General features: G+C 46.3%; 17 protein-coding genes. 3 read left to right on the top strand and 14 right to left on the bottom strand.

The window, feature by feature from the left end; genetic code table 11:
* Nucleotides 1–5 precede the first annotated feature (5 nt).
* The 8 genes from KNO96_RS07360 to KNO96_RS07325 all read right to left on the bottom strand — a co-directional run bounded on the left by KNO96_RS07360 (nt 6) and on the right by KNO96_RS07325 (nt 6933).
* The gene (locus KNO96_RS07360; RefSeq protein ID WP_214703183.1) at nt 6–809 is read right to left on the bottom strand and encodes a MurR/RpiR family transcriptional regulator; all 804 of its coding nucleotides are present in this window, start codon (nt 807–809) and stop codon (nt 6–8) included.
* 23 nt (nt 810–832) lie between these two features.
* Nucleotides 833–2371 carry a maltose/glucose-specific PTS transporter subunit IIC gene (locus tag KNO96_RS07355; protein WP_214703182.1) on the bottom strand — a complete coding sequence of 513 codons (1539 nt, stop codon included), beginning with the start codon at nt 2369–2371 and terminating at the stop codon, nt 833–835.
* Between the two features lie 117 nt (nt 2372–2488).
* A complete protein-coding gene (locus KNO96_RS07350; protein WP_012727334.1) occupies nt 2489–2767 on the bottom strand; it encodes a hypothetical protein in 279 nt (92 codons plus the stop codon).
* 57 nt (nt 2768–2824) lie between these two features.
* On the bottom strand, nt 2825–3874 hold the full coding sequence (locus KNO96_RS07345) for a C45 family autoproteolytic acyltransferase/hydrolase (protein WP_214703181.1): 1050 nt from the start codon (nt 3872–3874) through the stop codon (nt 2825–2827).
* Between the two features lie 63 nt (nt 3875–3937).
* Entirely contained in the window at nt 3938–5674 is a 1737-nt protein-coding gene (locus KNO96_RS07340) for a methyl-accepting chemotaxis protein (RefSeq protein WP_214703180.1), read from the bottom strand.
* Between the two features lie 95 nt (nt 5675–5769).
* The gene (locus tag KNO96_RS07335; RefSeq protein WP_026825109.1) at nt 5770–6225 is read right to left on the bottom strand and encodes a hypothetical protein; all 456 of its coding nucleotides are present in this window, start codon (nt 6223–6225) and stop codon (nt 5770–5772) included.
* Nucleotides 6226–6236: 11 nt separating this feature from the next.
* Complete coding sequence (gene fabZ / locus KNO96_RS07330; RefSeq protein ID WP_026825108.1) at nt 6237–6659, bottom strand: 3-hydroxyacyl-ACP dehydratase FabZ; 423 nt, start codon at nt 6657–6659, stop codon at nt 6237–6239.
* 13 nt (nt 6660–6672) lie between these two features.
* Nucleotides 6673–6933 (bottom strand): DNA-directed RNA polymerase subunit beta, encoded by a 261-nt coding sequence (locus tag KNO96_RS07325; protein ID WP_026825107.1) that lies wholly within the window; start codon nt 6931–6933, stop codon nt 6673–6675.
* Nucleotides 6934–7127: 194 nt separating this feature from the next.
* Between KNO96_RS07325 and mscL the strand changes: the two genes are divergently transcribed.
* A complete protein-coding gene (mscL, locus tag KNO96_RS07320; RefSeq protein WP_026825106.1) occupies nt 7128–7508 on the top strand; it encodes a large conductance mechanosensitive channel protein MscL in 381 nt (126 codons plus the stop codon).
* Between the two features lie 17 nt (nt 7509–7525).
* Here the strand turns inward: mscL and KNO96_RS07315 are convergent, their stop codons facing one another.
* From KNO96_RS07315 to KNO96_RS07300, 4 genes are all read right to left on the bottom strand, one after another.
* Nucleotides 7526–8629 carry a glycerate kinase family protein gene (locus KNO96_RS07315; RefSeq protein WP_214703179.1) on the bottom strand — a complete coding sequence of 368 codons (1104 nt, stop codon included), beginning with the start codon at nt 8627–8629 and terminating at the stop codon, nt 7526–7528.
* A gap of 64 nt (nt 8630–8693) precedes the next feature.
* Nucleotides 8694–9476 (bottom strand): flagellar hook-basal body protein, encoded by a 783-nt coding sequence (locus KNO96_RS07310; RefSeq protein WP_026825104.1) that lies wholly within the window; start codon nt 9474–9476, stop codon nt 8694–8696.
* An 11-nt stretch (nt 9477–9487) separates the two neighbouring features.
* Nucleotides 9488–10261 (bottom strand): flagellar hook-basal body protein, encoded by a 774-nt coding sequence (locus tag KNO96_RS07305; RefSeq protein WP_214703178.1) that lies wholly within the window; start codon nt 10259–10261, stop codon nt 9488–9490.
* A gap of 98 nt (nt 10262–10359) precedes the next feature.
* Nucleotides 10360–12315 carry a HAMP domain-containing sensor histidine kinase gene (locus KNO96_RS07300; RefSeq protein ID WP_214703177.1) on the bottom strand — a complete coding sequence of 652 codons (1956 nt, stop codon included), beginning with the start codon at nt 12313–12315 and terminating at the stop codon, nt 10360–10362.
* A gap of 186 nt (nt 12316–12501) precedes the next feature.
* Here KNO96_RS07300 and KNO96_RS07295 point away from each other — a divergent pair, with 186 nt between their 5' ends.
* Complete coding sequence (locus KNO96_RS07295; protein WP_214703176.1) at nt 12502–14283, top strand: sensor histidine kinase; 1782 nt, start codon at nt 12502–12504, stop codon at nt 14281–14283.
* Complete coding sequence (locus KNO96_RS07290; RefSeq protein ID WP_214703175.1) at nt 14264–15043, top strand: response regulator; 780 nt, start codon at nt 14264–14266, stop codon at nt 15041–15043. The genes KNO96_RS07295 and KNO96_RS07290 overlap by 20 nt, the downstream gene beginning before the upstream one ends.
* Before the next feature lie 38 nt (nt 15044–15081).
* Here the strand turns inward: KNO96_RS07290 and KNO96_RS07285 are convergent, their stop codons facing one another.
* On the bottom strand, nt 15082–15843 hold the full coding sequence (locus KNO96_RS07285) for an SDR family oxidoreductase (protein ID WP_214703174.1): 762 nt from the start codon (nt 15841–15843) through the stop codon (nt 15082–15084).
* A gap of 195 nt (nt 15844–16038) precedes the next feature.
* On the bottom strand, nt 16039–17025 hold the full coding sequence (gene mreB / locus KNO96_RS07280) for a rod shape-determining protein (RefSeq protein ID WP_214703173.1): 987 nt from the start codon (nt 17023–17025) through the stop codon (nt 16039–16041).
* Between the last annotated feature and the right edge of the window lie 24 nt (nt 17026–17049).

The raw sequence follows: 17049 nt of genomic DNA, 5'->3' as shown, positions 1-17049 counted from the left end.
ACTGATTATTCACTTCTTTCTTTTAAACGATCAAGCGCTTTAAGCGTTCGCATGTAGTGCGCTTTTAATGCTTCATTCGTCTCCATCAATGTTTTCGTCACCGCATCTGCCGTAAAGAGAAGCGGGAGTTGGGTATTAATCAAGAATGCCTCTCCTGATGCACCGGCGGTCAACAAACGATAGTCGGCAAGCTCGGCAAGTGGCGAATGCTGATATCCGACGAACGCGACTGTCGTACAGCCCGATTCTTTTGCGAGTTGAACGGCTTGGACGACTTCTCGACTTTCTCCACTGTTTGAGAAAGCAATGACCAAATCTTCTGCAGTGACAATCGACGCGTCCATGACCATGCTATGACTATCAAAAGCCGTAGTTGCCAACAGTCCCATCCGTCTCAACCTGTATTCCATCTCTTGAGCAACCAGTCCAGCGTTGCCCAATCCATACAAATGGATGGAACGGCTCGAAGTAATTTCCTTACAAATAGCGAGCAACTCGTCTTGATCAATCAAATGAGCGGTTTTCTGAATCAATTCAATATATGATCGCTGCATCGGTTCGAGCGAAGTTGTTTGGGGCAAATTCGTTTCCGTCAACGTCTTTTGCATCATGAGCTTCAGTGAACTATAACTTCCCACTCCGATTTTTTTGCAAAACCGCGTGATGGTTCCTGGAGAAGTCGTAATCGCATTTGCTAAATCGGTAATGTTCATTTCGATTGCCTCATTCATGTTTGCCATCAGATAATCCGCAATCTTTTTCTCACTGTCTGTCATTTCTGAATACACGTGCTTCATTTGCTCCCACACGGTTCTTCCCTCCAACACATTTGTTATTCGCCCCGGCCTAACGCCTCTTGGACTTCATTCTTAATAATTGTAACAGAAGGACCGTAGATTACCTGAATCCCATTCCCTTTTTGAACTACCCCATGCGCGCCTGTATCTTTCAACAAGTCTTCACGGACATGTTGATTGTCGTTAACGGTAACGCGGAGGCGTGTCGCGCAGCAATCGACCGTCTCAATATTATCATCGCCACCTAGTGCCGCAATGATGGCTGTTGTACGACCTGATGCTGCGATGTCTGCCGTCTTCGCTACCTCATCCGAGCGTCCTGGTGTCATGAAGTTGAACTTCGTGATTAGGAAGCGGAACGTAACGTAGTAGAGCAAGAACCAGAAGGCACCGATGACCGGTACGAGCATCCAGTTCGTCTTGTCATTCCCTTGTAAAACCCCGAATAAAATAAAGTCGATGAATCCTCCGGAAAACGTTTGACCAATTGTAATCTCAAAGATGTGGGCCATCATAAAGGCAAGTCCATCAAAGATGGCATGGACCAAATAGAGGACTGGTGCCACGAATAAGAACGCGAATTCGAGGGGTTCCGTGATTCCCGTCAAGAACGATGTGAGTGCGGCAGAAAACAAGAGACCGAATACGACTTTCTTTTGCTCTGGTTTGGCACAGTGATACATCGCAAGCGCTGCACCGAGAAGACCAAACATCATCGTGATGAATCGTCCAGACATGAAACGCGCTGTCCCCTCATAGAACTGTGTCGTATTTGGATCAGCCAATTGTGCGAAGAAAATCTTTTGTGTTCCTTCAATCAATGTACCGTCGATGACCATTGAGCCCCCGAGTCCAGTAGTCCAAAACGGAATGTAGAAAATATGGTGCAACCCGAATGGCCCAAGCATCCTTAGGACGAACCCATAGATGAACGTTCCAATATAACCTGTTTTCTCAACGATACCACCTAGTGAGAAAATCCCATTCTGTACCGTCGGCCAAATGAAATAGAGTCCAATCCCAACACCAATCGCCACGAATGATGTAATAATCGGCACAAAGCGTGATCCGCTGAAAAAGCCAAGAAACTGTGGAAGTACTTGCTTGTTATAGCGGTTATGCAAGAGTGCCGTGACAATCCCAATCAATATCCCGCCAAACACACCGGTTTCGAGTGTTTGGATTCCAAGTGCCATTCCTTGACCGGCACTTGCTAAGTTCGTTTCCATCAACTCTCCTGTAATCTGAAGCATAGCGCTGATGGTCGCATTCATAATCAAATAACCAAGCATTGCCGCCAAACCGGCCGTTCCTTTATCAGACTTCGCAAGTCCAACAGCGACACCGATAGCAAATAATACAGCCAAGTTCGCAAATACAATCGAACCTGCGGCTGCCATAATCGTGAACAGATGTTGCAACCAGTCGATGTCAAGAAACGGATATGCTTGTACCGTATTTGGGTTAGACAATGCGCCCCCAATCCCTAACAATAGTCCTGCTGCCGGTAAGACAGCAATCGGCAACATGAACGATTTCCCGAATTGTTGCGCTCGTTCAAAGAGACGTGACATGAATAATTCCTCCTTAAAATCATTTTCACCTGAATCATAATATGAAAAATATTTTAATGCAAGCGTTTACGGTAAAAAAGATTTTTAAAAAGAGTGACCACTTTGGGCCACTCAAGATTATCCCCGACTCTTCCGCGTCAACGTCAATCCACCAAATCCACTAATCACGGCGATGTAAAATCCTAAATCGTAAAACCAGCCCGTGTTATTCACTTCATAAACACGGTACGTATCATTGAATAGCCCTAAGATAAGTGAGATCGGTGCAATCCATCCATGCCAAATGCCCCAGAAAAAACCTGCCGGGTCTGTCGTGTACGTTCCATCACCCGGTACACAGCCTCCAAGCAATGTGACGAGCGTCAACATAATGAGTATGATACCAAATCGTTTCATCGTTTATCCCTCCTGTTATGTGTATTCCCGTTTCTCGAAAAAAAGCACTGACAAACATCAGCGCCAAAGTTGAACCGTGTTCGCAAACTCAATATCGGTCGAGAGTTCACCGTCCAGCGCATGAATATCGAAGTCTTCCCCGTCGAGCCACTTTTGGAAGTCGAAGATGACCGGGTCGCGGTCCCCGCCGAGCGCAAACCATGTTTCGAGTGTTTCCGGGAAATAGGCAGCCGTGTGAATCGTCCCGGCCCAACTTTTATAAAGTTCAGAGAAGACTCCTTTATCGGAGTCGTTCATGAGACGAAATGCGCTTTCCGCATCTTGAATCAAGTGCTGCACCACTTTAATTTCCATCATGCGACGCGTGGAATCGTCCAGGTGGTAGCGATTCTCGTGTTGCAGTAACTCGAAATGATTCGTACATATATTGGATTCCCGCACTTGAATATCCCGCGGTGTCGCCTCGATTACGCGTGTCTTCGACGACTTGTCATGGACGACGTACGTGAAGGAACCACGATGCGGAATCTCTTTTAATAAGTCGACCGCTTCCTCCACGGTCGCGCACGTCTCAAGAATGATGCGACCGATCATCTGGCAGACAAATCCGTCACCCGGTCGACGACGATTGATAAAGTTGTACCCCATGGCGAGTCCTTTTTCATTCATCCCGTCCATGCGGCCCGTGACACGAGAGACCGGTCCGATGACTGCATATCCATCATCCGGTTGAAAGACATTGTAACGCCCGTCGTACGTCATCGGATGATAGTCGTAATTTCTCACAAGGAAATTGTCCCCTGTCAGAATCGAACATCCGCTGATTGGATTATTGACGCGGAAATGCCCGAAATGAAGCAGTGTATCATTGAGTGATAATTTTAGCTCATCTTGGAGGCCAATCAACTCTTCCCAAATCTTTGGAGCGAACTCCTCAAAAGCAGCCTTCGCCTCAGTCGCATCAATCTCAAATCGTGGGACGCGTAGTTTCCATTGGTCCGTTCGATTCTCGAGCAGTTGACTGCGCTTAATATATTTTCCTTGAAATCGTCCGAAGTCATAATGACTCCCCCGAAATTGTGTCAGTTCACTAGAGAATTGTTGCATGAAAAAACCTCCCTTGCGCCCATTATAGCGGACGCATGAGAGGTCTGTCTGAAGTGAGACTGTTTACAACTTGAACTGTTGACTCATTCGTTGCATATCCTCTGCCGTGCTCGACAAATCTTTGACGAGACGATTCATCGTCTCACTCGTCGCCGACATCTGTTCCGTGGAAGCGGCCACTTCCTCATTTCCGGCCGTACTTTCTTCCGAGATCGAAGCAATTTCAGACAGTCCATGTTGAATGTGATCCTGGTTCGTCTTCACTCGATCGAGTTGACCACGCATCGATCCAGTCAACTGTTGCATATGACGGACACTCTGTTCGATTTCAGTGAAAGCATGCTTCGTCGATTCGAGTGTCGCTTTACCTTCCTCAGCCGCTGTCATGCTTTCTGTAAACGTTTCCCCGAGCGCAATCGAGTTTTGTTTGACGCTTCCGACAATCTCCGAAATCTCACTGACGGAATCAGCAACACTGTCGGACAGTTTACGAATCTCTGAAGCGACGACCGCAAATCCTTTTCCGTGCTCACCGGCACGTGCCGCTTCAATCGCCGCGTTCAGTGCGAGTAAGTTCGTCTGTTGCGAGATTTGTCGAATCATCGTCACGAGTTCAGTCACCTCGTCGGCTTGTTGTTCAAAGTCTCGAACTTGTCCTTGTGACGTCTTCACCTGCTTATGGATATGTGTCATTTTGTCGACAGCACTTTCCATATAACTCAGACCGTCCATCGTCACCCGACTGACGACCTCTGCCTGTTCGCTCACTTGCTCTCCATCAGATGTCGTTTGCTCGACAAGCGTCGAAAATTCATTCATATGTCCATATAGACGCATCGTCAACACACTTTGGTTTTCGACACCACTCGCGATTTCTTCCATCGTATAGGCAATTTGTCGAGAGGCATCATTCACTTCTTCTGAGATGCCTGAGACGTTGCCGCTCTCGTCACGTACCGTCTGTGCCGACGTTTGAATACCGGAAATCAAATCTTTCAACATATGGGTCATTTTGTCCATCGATGCCGTGAGACGCTTAATTTCATCGTCCGATTTCAGATGAATTTTCTCGACCTCATTCGTTGCTGTCGCCAAATCGCCTTCCGCAATTGAGGTCGCCACGCGCTCTAGCGATTGGAGCGGTCGCAACTTCCATCCAAGATAACGCCAAATAACGACGGCTGACACCACAAGTAAGATGATGAGGCCGATGAGGATTGGGAGTAAACTCTCTTTCAATACTTCTCCCGTAATCGCTGCGACTTCGGTTGCAGCTTTATCGATGCCGAGTACACCAACGACCTCGCTACCGCGTTTGATTGGGACGAGTACCGTGACATACTCCCCGTACTCCGGATCATCGATGATATCGGTCGTGACGGTCTTTCCTTGAAATGCTGCCTCTACTCTTTCATACGTCAGCGCTGTGGTCGACGTCCCGATGTCCGCTGCATCTGCCGAATTCAAGCCATCCACGATGATTTGAACGTCTTCATCCTCAGTGGCAATCGTATACACATACATAGCTCCGATTTGTTGGCGATATGTATCTAGATATTCACGAAACTGTTCATATTGTTCATTTTTTGACGGATTCCCCAAAAAGGATGTATATGCATCTGCATCGAACTCCTCATTAATTCGTTCTCCGTCCTCAATCATCGTCGCATGAAGCGTGCTGAGTACGGAATGTTTCGTACTAAAATACTGAACGACCCCGAACGTGACGATGAGCAACGTGACGAAGACTAACATCGCTGCTAAAATGCGTGTCTGTAAGGATTGTGATTTCTGTTTCATCTCGATCTCCTCCATTCTGTCCTTACTCTTTGTATCGGATAGAACGCATCAATCTCCACAAAAAAACAGACGATTTTCGACAAAATCGTCTGTTTCTATTCAATATTTGTCGAATTGACAATTTCGAGCGGAATCGTGACTTCTGATTCGCCTTCCTCTACGAGATGGAAGAGCGGAAGTGTTTCCGATACGAAAAGTTCAGGGTCTACGTCTGTCTGATATTCATACGTTCGAATGTCTTCTTCCCGTTCTGCAATCAATTCACCAAACGGAATCGCAATCCGTTCTCCATCGACCTCATAACTCATGACAGTCGTCGGGTCGAGGCGACGATTTTCAAGCATCCGAATCGTAAAGAGCATCGTTGTACTATTCGTACGTTCGAGCGAAACGGCAATCGCATCGGATTGTCCGGCACGCTTCTCAATCATCGTCTCATCCACATTTTGTTCATAGACGACATTTTCTTCTTTCGACTCTTCCGTCTGTAGTTGCTGACAGCCCACAATCGTCATTAAGCCAACTAGTAACACAATTACTAAAGCACGCATCCCATTTCTCCTTACTTCAAGGCGAAAGTGAGTTCTGCTTCACAAGCAACTTCTCCATCTACCGTAGCCACGGCACGTCCTTTACCGATTGGGCCACGTATTTTCATGATTTCCACCTCAAGACGCAGCTGATCGCCCGGAACGACTTGACGTTTGAAACGACAGTTGTCAATCCCTGCAAAAAAGGCGAGCTTGCCTCGATTTGATTCGTCTTTCAACATCGCGAAAGCACCGACCTGTGCGAGTGCCTCAACAATCAAGACGCCTGGCATGACGTTATAGTCTGGGAAATGCCCGTTAAAGAACTCTTCGTTCGCCGTGACATTTTTTAATCCGACAGCACGCTTCTTTTCCTCGACTTCTAAAATTCGATCAATTAACAGAAACGGGTATCTGTGTGGAATTACTTCTTTGATTTGCTCAACTGTATACATCCATCCACCGCCTTTAAGAGGTTAGCCAAAAGTCGGTGATATGGCGCCATGTTTCGATGTCAAATACATCTTTCCAATCGCCTCCGCCAATGACGCTATATCCAATGATCGCTCCGAGTGCGAGCATCGCGATTGCCAGCACTAAAACAACGAGTACACGCAGTAAAATCGGGAATCGACGATGATTCGACAATCGTGATCGCTTTTTCTGCTCTGTCTCTTGTTCCGGTGAACCTTTTTGTTCTTCCGAACTCGTTTGTTCATCGTTCGCCACGTCCAACCATCCTTTCAGCTAAAATGATTATATCATATTAGTACCTGGTATTAAAATGCATAAATTGCTACCTTTTTAGTGTACCCTATGCACAAATGTCGAACAAGCATCCTTCCCTGACAGAAGGTGAACGATTATTTCCTTTTCTTAAAAATATGCTACGCTTATGCTATTCAATATTAGGAGGACTGTCTATGTGGAAAGAATTTAAAAAATTTGCGATGCGAGGAAATGTCATCGATTTGGCGATCGCTGTCGTATTAGGTGCAGCATTCACAGCCATCGTGAACTCGCTCGTCAACGATATTTTTATGCCGCTTCTCGGAATCATTATTGGAGGAATTGATTTTTCTAGTTTAAAAGTAAGCGTACTTGGCGTCGACGTCCTATACGGGAACTTCATTCAACAAATTGTATCTTTCGTCTTGATTGCCATCGCACTCTTCTTGATCGTAAAAGTCATCAACCGTCTGCAACGTGAGAAGGAAGTCGAAGAGGCCGCTGCCCCGATTCCTACGAAAGAAGAACAATTGTTGACAGAAATTCGTGATCTTTTGAAAGAACGTTCCCAGTGAACACGAAAGCGCCTTGACTATTGTCGAGGCGCTTTTTCAATGACGTGACGTACACGTCGAACTGCATTTGTTAGCAGCGGGGCCGCTTCCCATATCGCTTCTTCTAACGTCATAACCCGTGACACGATCGGAAAAATCGCAACGATGCCGGATTCCACATGAGAGGTATAATCGGATTGTCCTGTGAAGACGAGTGTCGGTACCCCATACGTATGTGCGAGACGGGCCAATCCGTAAGGTGCCTTTCCTTCAAGACTTTGCGCATCAAACTTTCCTTCTCCTGTGATGAGCCAATCTGCCTCTTTCAACAGTTCTTCCATCTTAGACCACTTGACTATTTCTTCGATGCCTTTCATGTATGTTGCACCGAGCTGTAAGAACGCAAACCCGATGCCTCCAGCTGCCCCTCCTCCCTGCCATATTCTCATATCCTGTTCAAAACAATTCGCATAGCTTTCAAGGATTTCGTCATATCGGATTACTTCATCTGCTGCCAATCCTTTCTGAGGACCGAACACATGCGCTGCCCCGTTCTCTCCAATCAGCGGATTACGCACATCGGAGGCGATTCGCCACTCGACGTTGCGTACTCTCGGATCGACCCCTGACCAATCTATCGATGCTACCTCATGAATCTGATGCGGGATAGTAGATAACACTGACCCGAACGTATCAAAAAAGCGAACACCCAGCGCCTCAAGCAATCCTTTCCCACCATCAATCGTTCCGCTCCCGCCAAGCCCAACGGTGATCACGCTTGCTCCACAGTCTAGTGCTTGAACAATCTGATGTCCAACTCCAATTGAACTGTAGCGCCACGGGTCGACATGCGAGAGGAGTGTCAAACCTGTCGTTTCTGCCACTTCGATGACCGCATGTTTCGTCGACGGTTCGAAACCAAATTGAGCGGTACGTTCTACTCCATCCAGACATGTGACGACCTCTTCCACGACCGTCGCATCTTCGTGCGTCTTGAACCAGGCATCAAGAAACCCCTCACCTCCGTCCGAAATCGGAATAGCGATCACTTCATGCCCATCGAGTGCATGCATGACGGCTTGATTGGCTTCCATACTCGAAAGTGAGCCTTTGAATGAGTCCATCGCAACCACGATTCGCATCTGTTGATCCTCCTGTTCTTTCAGTTATATAAAAACCGCTCCTCGGTATGAGAAGCGGTATGCGTTATGGACGCAATGCTGTGACAAGTCCCATCATTTGATCACTCATCGACATGGCCCGTGAGTTCATTTGGTACGCACGTTGTGTAATGGTCATGTCGGTCATCTCTTTCGTCAAATCAACGTTCGATGACTCGAGTGTCCCTTCAATCAATAGATTTCCGAGCGGACGATCGACTTCGGTCTCCAAATCCGCTGCGAACACGTTATCCCCAAGCGGTCTTAATTCCGATGTATTGCGGACTTCCACGATGTCGAGACGTCCAAATTCTTGTTCCACTCCGTTCATGCTTGCGACGACTACGCCATCTTGGCGAATACGCTGATTCGTCGCATCGTTCGGCATCGTAATCGGATTGCCGTCATCTCCAAGAAGCGGGTTTCCGTTCACATCGACAAGTGTCGTCTCGTCACCAACTGACAGTTGCATATTCCCACTGCGTGTCACACCGACGCCATTCGGTGTGTCCACAACGAAAAATTGACGGCTCGCCTTTAAGAAGACGTCCAAACCGCGATCTGTCGTACGTACTTGTCCGATATTGAATTGTTGTGTGATGTCGGCGACATGTCCACCAACGCCAATTCGAATCCCATTCGGCGTATCACGGCCAATTTCAAATTCCGGACGCGGTTGGTTATTGTATGCCTGTGACAACAAGGAAGCAAACTGTCCCTGCTGCCGCTTGAACCCGACCGTATCGACGTTCGCAATGTTATGACCTGTCACATCCAATTGACGTTGTAGTTGGGACAGGGAGTTAACCGAATTATAAATAGACTGCATGGTGCTCCTCCTTAACGAATACGAGCGATTTCGATTGCCCGCTCGGCACTTTTATCATACGCTTGGACGACTTTTTGATTCGCCTCGAACTGACGATACGTCATCATAAGATCTGCCATCGTCTGATCGAGATTGACGTTCGCTTCTTCAATAAATCCTTGCAATACCTCTACTTGTGCAGGAGCAGGCGCATCACCCGTCACACGCCAGTCATTTCCGACTTGCTCCAGTGTTGTCAAATCATCGATTTGATAAGCACCAAGTGTCCCCACATTTTGTCCAAGAGAGGTGATGACCCCATCTTTTCCTACTTGAAACTCACTCGATGGCAGTTGGATCCGTTCTCCTTCATCAGAAAGGATATATCCGCCGTCCGCAGAACGAAGGAAGAGCGCCTCATCAATCGAGAAACGTCCATTTGTCGTATATAACGTCTCGCCGCCCTGTTCGACTGCAAACATCGGGGCTCCCGTAAAATCAGTAGGTGCTTTTAAATAAAGGTCTGTCGGGCTACCGGATTCTGTGATACTCCCAGCTGAGAAACGGGGCATCGTTTCTTGAAGATAGACACCCATCGAAAGAGTCCCTACCTCTCCTTTCACACGCGACTTCCCGTTATCTGGGTTACTGACTTGCGCGAGTAACATCTCCGGAAACGATCGGACCACGCCGTCAGATGCTTTGAAGCCTGGTGTTCTCACATTACCAAGGTTGTTGCTCAAAATCTCTTGTTGGCGTTGCAGGGCATTCATCGCACCCGCTGCTGTATATAATCCGCGTAGCATAATCGTCTTCCTTTCTTCCTATAACATGATTCACTCTTTATATCGTACCAAACGAGCGTGACATTCACCGTTTTTTCAAAAAAAGTTCATCCCCAAAATTAGGATGAACTTTCTTCGTTGACATGCTCGACCATCGGTAACTCGACAATCATCGTCGTTCCTTCGCCAAGTTGAGATTGAACAGAGATGGTACCACCGTGCAGTTGAACGATTTCTTTACAAATGGATAGACCTAATCCGGTTCCACCAATCCGTTTACTTTCTTCCGAGGCCGAACGATAAAATTTATCAAAGATTCGCGCTGCATCTTTTTCCGAAAGACCTAATCCTTCGTCCTTGATTCCGACTCGAATCACATCACCTTCACACATGACATCAATCGTCACATTCCCACCGTTCGGTGAATATTTGATGGCATTGTTCAGAATGTTCGAGAAGACTTGACGCAGTTGGGCCGGATCTCCTGCGACGAATAACGATTCGTCACAATCAAAATGGAAGAAATGATGTTCCGTCGACCCTGCGTGAATTTCGAGTAAATCTGATAATAAATCATAGAGACTCTCTACTTTAAAGTCTGGTACGCTCATACCCGCCTCCATTTTTTGAACATCTAACAAGTCACTCACGAGCCGCTCGAGTCGCTTCGTCTCACTCGCAATCATGTCTAAATAGCGTTCTCGTTTCGCGTTTTCCAATTGACGACTTTTGAGTAGTTCTGAAAACCCGAGAATCGAGGTAAGAGGCGTCCGCAGTTCATGAGATACTGTCGCCACAAGCTCAGTCTTCAAGCGATTGATTTCTGTTTCCTGGGTAATATCTCGTGACACGAAGATGACACCCACGCGTTCATTTTGCAGATCAATCGGTTCGGCGTACATGCGAATCGTTTTCTGACCTTCCTGCATCGTATACGTGAACGCTTCATCGAACATGCCCTCTTCTTTAGCCCGCTCCGTGAAACGATTCAGTCCCTCTTGATCATCAATTTGATTCATGAACATCGGGTAATACATCGCAATCGGGTATAGACTGCCCCGTTCTGTTGTCGGAATCGGATGGTCATATAAATCAAAGAGCGCACTGTTCCCAAAGCGTTCATTCGTTTTGAGTTCCGTGTAGACGATGGAATCGCGCATCGTGTGCAAAATTCGAGCGGTCTTCTCTCGTTCGAGATCCACTTGATCTTGTTGGCTCCGAAGGGAGGTCGCCATTTCATTAAATGCCTTCGATAACTGTCCGACTTCGTTTTTCAACGGTTTGATTGGAATAAGGGTCGCATTCGGATTATTCGAGAGTCGTTCACTGTTGACCATCAGCGTTTGCAATTGATTTGTCAGTCTTAAAATATACGGTTGTAAGCCGACGAATAACAAGAAGAGTGCCCCGAGTAAAATCAAGAGCCACATCCATTGTGCTTTCACTAACTGTTTCGACAGCGAGTCTCGTAATTCACTTTCTTGAAGATCAAGATTTTGTCGATAATCGGTAAAGACCGATTCCATATCGACGATGCTCGCACTCATATCGGCCGCACTACTTGAGTTCAGCTTAAATCTTGTTTGCGTGGACGTTTCATTTTTCGGCATGAATTGTCCTACGGTGCGCATCTGCAGGAACGATTCATCAATTTCTCCTGCCTGCTTCGCAACCACATATTGCTCTAGTGCCGGCATGACGCGCGTCGTATAGATAGAAAAGAGGAGGCGCGCATCTTCAGCAAACTGTACTTCTTCTTCATTTTTTGCTTGTGTCTCGAACCAGATTGTTTGCTCATTGATATTCCTCTGAGCTGTTCGTACTTCTTCTAATAGAGCACTTTCTCCAAGAAGCACGTGACCTCTTAACTCGTATTGCATCGATTGCCACGTTTCAAATAGGTCTGTCGCCTGTGCACGTTGCTCACTGATTCTTTCTAATTTTACGGTCGTCTCTTGAATCGATTGCTGTGTATAAAAATAGGTTCCAATCGACGTGAGCGTCACTAAGGCAATCAATATATAGAAAATTGTCATAACTTGTCGACTAATGCGTTGTTCAATCCAACGTTTCATGGAATGCCTTCTTCCTTCACTCTTAGAATGCCTCACCTCGTGCGGTGAATGACTTTTTCTGTTCAAACAAAAAAAGTTCGGGTACGATGATGAGACGGAGAGTCACTTCAAAAATCCATTCACCTAACAGGAAGAATAACGGAAGGACCTCACAAGAAACTCACAAAGATTGAAGGGAATGTGCACATGACGCGTAATCGAATGACGTTTATCTTCATCCTTGTGATGTTGATTGGCGTCAGTCTCACTTTATTGACTCGACATCAGTCGATTAATCCAACCGTCACCGTTAATAAGGGCGAAGCTTCTCTTCTCTCTTCTACTGTTGACGAAGAAATCTTGAGACTAGACGGCTCATGGCGTTATGAGTCAGGAATTGTCAGCCAAGTTGATCGTCGATCCTATCGAACCATTCCTTTTACAACCCCTTATCGTGAATCTACCTATGAACTCGATATCGCGTTGCCAACCGGTACGTATGCCTTGCTCATTCCAAAGTCCCTATCATCCTCTAAGCTTTTGATTGATGGGAAAATGGTTGAAACGATACAAATTGGAAACAATCGTCTCGTCGAGCAGCCGTCTCTCCTCCTGATCGATGATGAGACAAAACAATTCCGACTGACGATTCAACATGAACGACAGGCAGGTAATTCCGCACCCATCGAAGAAAGTATATTGGTCGGACCGTTACATTCCATCATGACTACTCAAAATGCTTATGCCGGCTACGAATTTTTCATGTTGCTCATTTCACTTTTGATTGCCATGTTCTATGCCATCGTCTATCTCTTTCACCGAAATGAACGGTTGTATGGTTTCGGGACAGCCTTCTTTTTGTTGACGAGTTTTTCAATCATGTCCCGAAACGGCATGTGGATCTCGGGCAGTGATAAGTTGACGTTAAGTTTAGCCTTACTGAGCATCATCATGCTAATTGAGTTTTCGCGATGTTTGGAACGGGTGTCATTTGACCGGTTTTTGGCCATTTCGAGATATCCACTGTATGGATTGACTGTACTAGCCATCTTCCTGCCCTCTTCCGTTTACGAGGTGTATGAATACTTTGTATGGATGATCGTTTTATTTATCACGTTCTTCTGGGTCGGATTGAATATTGGATGGCTTCTTGAAAAATACAAGTCAGGTAACCCGCTCGAATTATTAACCTTCACGCTCGCCCAACTCGTCGGGTATATCGGAATCACGACATCGACGTTCATCGTTTCGCCCGATCAGCAGTTGTATGCCAATACATTTACTATCATTTATTTCCTGTTGATGTTTTTATTGCTACCGATTCATATGTCCACGGATAAGAATAAGAAACAACAAGTTGAAGCGTTGGCCTCGCAACACGAAATGTCATTCTTCAACGCTCAAATCAAACCACACTTCCTCTACAATACGTTTGGAAACGTGATCGCTCTCTGTTATACGTCTCCACCCGATGCAGCTCGTCTACTCAGTCATTTGAGCACTTACGTCCGCTTTATTTTTGAAAATGGTCGTACCGAAAATGAGATTTCTATTCGCCAAGAAGTCGATATGATTGACTCTTATCTCGCCATTGAACAGACACGGTTTCGTGATTCGTTCGAGATCGAGAAAGAAATTGATGAATCTCTTTTGGACTGTTCGATCCCGCCCTTGTTGATTCAACCACTTGTTGAAAACGCCGTTCGACATGGACTCTATCGACACCCTGGACAAAAACGACTCACACTTTCCATCCAAGAACGAAACGGAATGATTGAGATTTATGTTCAAGATACAGGGAGTGGTTTTGATCCAGATTTATCAAAAGAAACATCTGGTATCGGAATATGTAATATTAAAAATCGGATTGAACATCTCCAGGGTGCGACATTCGACTTAAATTCCGTTTTAAGAAAAGGAACTACTATCCATTTGCGATTACTAAAACAGGAAAGGACGAATCACTTAGATGCGTACGATTTTAATTGAAGATGAACATCATATTTTAGGGATGATGGAGCGGATTATAAAAGAGGAGCCGTCTCTTGAGTGGATTGGTTCGTTCCAAAGTCCGGTTCAAGCTCTCACTTTTATTCAAAAGCACCCGGTAGACCTTGTCTTTTTAGATATCGAGTTGCCTGAAATGACCGGGCTTGAGCTTGCCACCTATTTGCCTGAACGGACGCAGATCGTCTTTACAACGGCCCATCAACAATATGCAGTCGAAGCATTCAATCTTCATGCGACACATTACTTGTTGAAGCCAATCACTGAGCAGATGATTCATAATGTCATTCCACGTATCATCCAGCGCTATGAGACAATTCAACAAAAGAACCTCCATCAATCTTGTCGCATACAATTCTTGGATCGTTTTTCGGTACGAACACAAGATGGCAACCTTGTGAAGTGGCCAACGCAAAAAACGGAGGAGTTATTCGCTTATTTGGTCTATCATCGTAAACAGGTCGTTAATAAATGGGTGCTTGCTGAAACACTTTATCCGGACATCGATGAACCACAACGCGCCTTACACAACGTATACAACACCATTTATCGATTGAAGAAGACGTTAGCTGAACATGAACTCGATATTATTGTCAATACGATAAATAATGGCTATTCCATCGAACTTGGTGATACCTGTGCATGTGATTATTATGATTGGCTTGATGCGACTGAATCTACGATTTCAAAAACGGACTTGAAAAATCGCTTGTTTGTCGACAAAGACTATACGTGGCACTAAGAAAAGGCATCTCGCAAAAAGCAAGATGCCTTTTTGTATTAGCGTCCCGTGAAACCACCATCCACATGAAGATGTTGTCCGTTCACCCATGCCCCGTCTCTCCCCATCAAGAAAGAAACAAAAAGAGCTGTATCTTCAGGCGTTCCCACTCGCTTGTACGGAAACAATGGCAGCAGGTGTTCGCGAAGTTCGTCGTTAATCCACCCCGTATCTGTCGGACCCGGATCGAGCGCATTCACCGAAATGCCGTACTCTCCTAATCCGTTCGCCAACGCAGGTGTGATGGCAATCAAAGCGCCTTTCGTTGCAATGTAGGCTAGGTTGTTTGCATCCGCCCCTCCCGATACAAAAAACAGGATTCGACCATCTTGATGTCCCGCTTGTTTATAGCGTTCAATAAACGCAAATGTGAGCCCAAGTGCCCCTTCGTTATTCACTATGTAATGCTTTCTCAAGACCGCAGTCTCAAAGTTCTCGACATTGACGTGACGCTCATATGTGGCGTTATGAATCAATCTGCTCGGTACACCAAGTTTAGCCTCGATTCGATCGAGTAGACCGAGTTCGTCTCCTGAAGCCAAATCGTAAGCCTCGTGCTCGACACGGGCACCTCTCTCGGTCAATTCTTGAACCAATCGTTCGATAAAACCTCTTTCTTCTCCGATACCTTCTGAAGCGTCAAACAAACTCCAGTGTGTCAAGTACAAGTCATGTCCTTCAGAGGCAAGTTTTCGCGCAATCGCAGCTCCGATCCCTTGATTACGGCTGACTCCCGTGATAAGCGTAAGTGGTTTGTTCATGATGTCCTCCGTTTCTATTGGTTTATTCCGTTCAGTTCTTTAGTAAATCGGTGCCATCATGATTCCCCTCTCTTGAATTGTTGATTTCATTATATACAATTTTATCCAGGTATAGGCAGTGAAGAAACATTTCATGAACGAAAAACTCGTCTACCTATACAAAACAAGCGACCGCTAGCGCGGTCGCTTGTTTGTTTACTTCAATCGATCTAAGTTCTCGAGCATAATGCCTGTCCCGTGCGCGACACTGAGTGTCGGCTCCTCGGCCATCATGACTGGAAGCATCACTCGCTCTGCTACGAGTTGGTCAAGGCCGTGAAGGAGTGATCCTCCACCTGTCATGATGATGCCACGGTCAATAATATCAGCTGCGAGTTCTGGTGGTGTCTGTTCTAACACCCGCTTCGTCGCTTCGACGATTTCATTGGCTGATTCAGCCATTGCTTCGCGAAGTTCCTCCGACGTGATGGTCACCGTACGTGGCAATCCACGTACCATGTCACGTCCACGAATATCCATCGTTTCATTGCGCCCACCTGGGAATACGGTTGCAATTTCTTTCTTTATTTGCTCGGCTGTACGCTCCCCGATGATGAGCTTATGCTTTTCTTTGATGGCGCGAAGGATGTCCGTATCGAAACGGTCCCCGGCAATCTTGATTGTTTCACCGCAGACGATGTCTCCCATCGAGAGAATGGCGACGTCTGTCGTCCCACCACCGATATCGATGATCATGTGACCGACTGGTTTCCAAATATCCATGCCTGAACCGACGGCTGCCGCTTTCGGTTCGACTTCGAGGAAGACCTCTTTCGCTCCTGCTTTCTCAGCTGCTTCGCGAATCGCTTTTGCTTCGACCGGTGTGACGTTCGCAGGTGTACAAATCAACATACGAATGCCTCCGAAGAAGCCTCGGACTTGAATTTTTTCGATGAAGTGACGGAGCATTTCTTCTGTAGTGGCGAAATCGGCGATGACTCCATCACGGAGAGGACGAATCGCTACGATATCACCAGGTGTACGACCAACCATCTCATACGCTTCTGAACCGACTGCTAGTACTTTCCCTGTAGAACGTTTCATCGCAACGACTGAAGGCTCGTCTAAGACGATTCCTTTCCCTTTGACGTGAATGACAACATTTGCTGTCCCTAAATCAATCCCGATATCTTTTGAAAACATGATGTGTGGGTTCCTCCGTTCGTT

Origin of the sequence: Exiguobacterium sp. s89, from assembly GCF_018617735.1 — a bacterium.
Taxonomy (GTDB): Bacteria; Bacillota; Bacilli; order Exiguobacteriales; family Exiguobacteriaceae; genus Exiguobacterium; species Exiguobacterium marinum.
The sequence above is the reverse complement of the archived record's forward strand: the minus strand, read 5'-3'. Positions and strand labels throughout refer to the sequence as shown.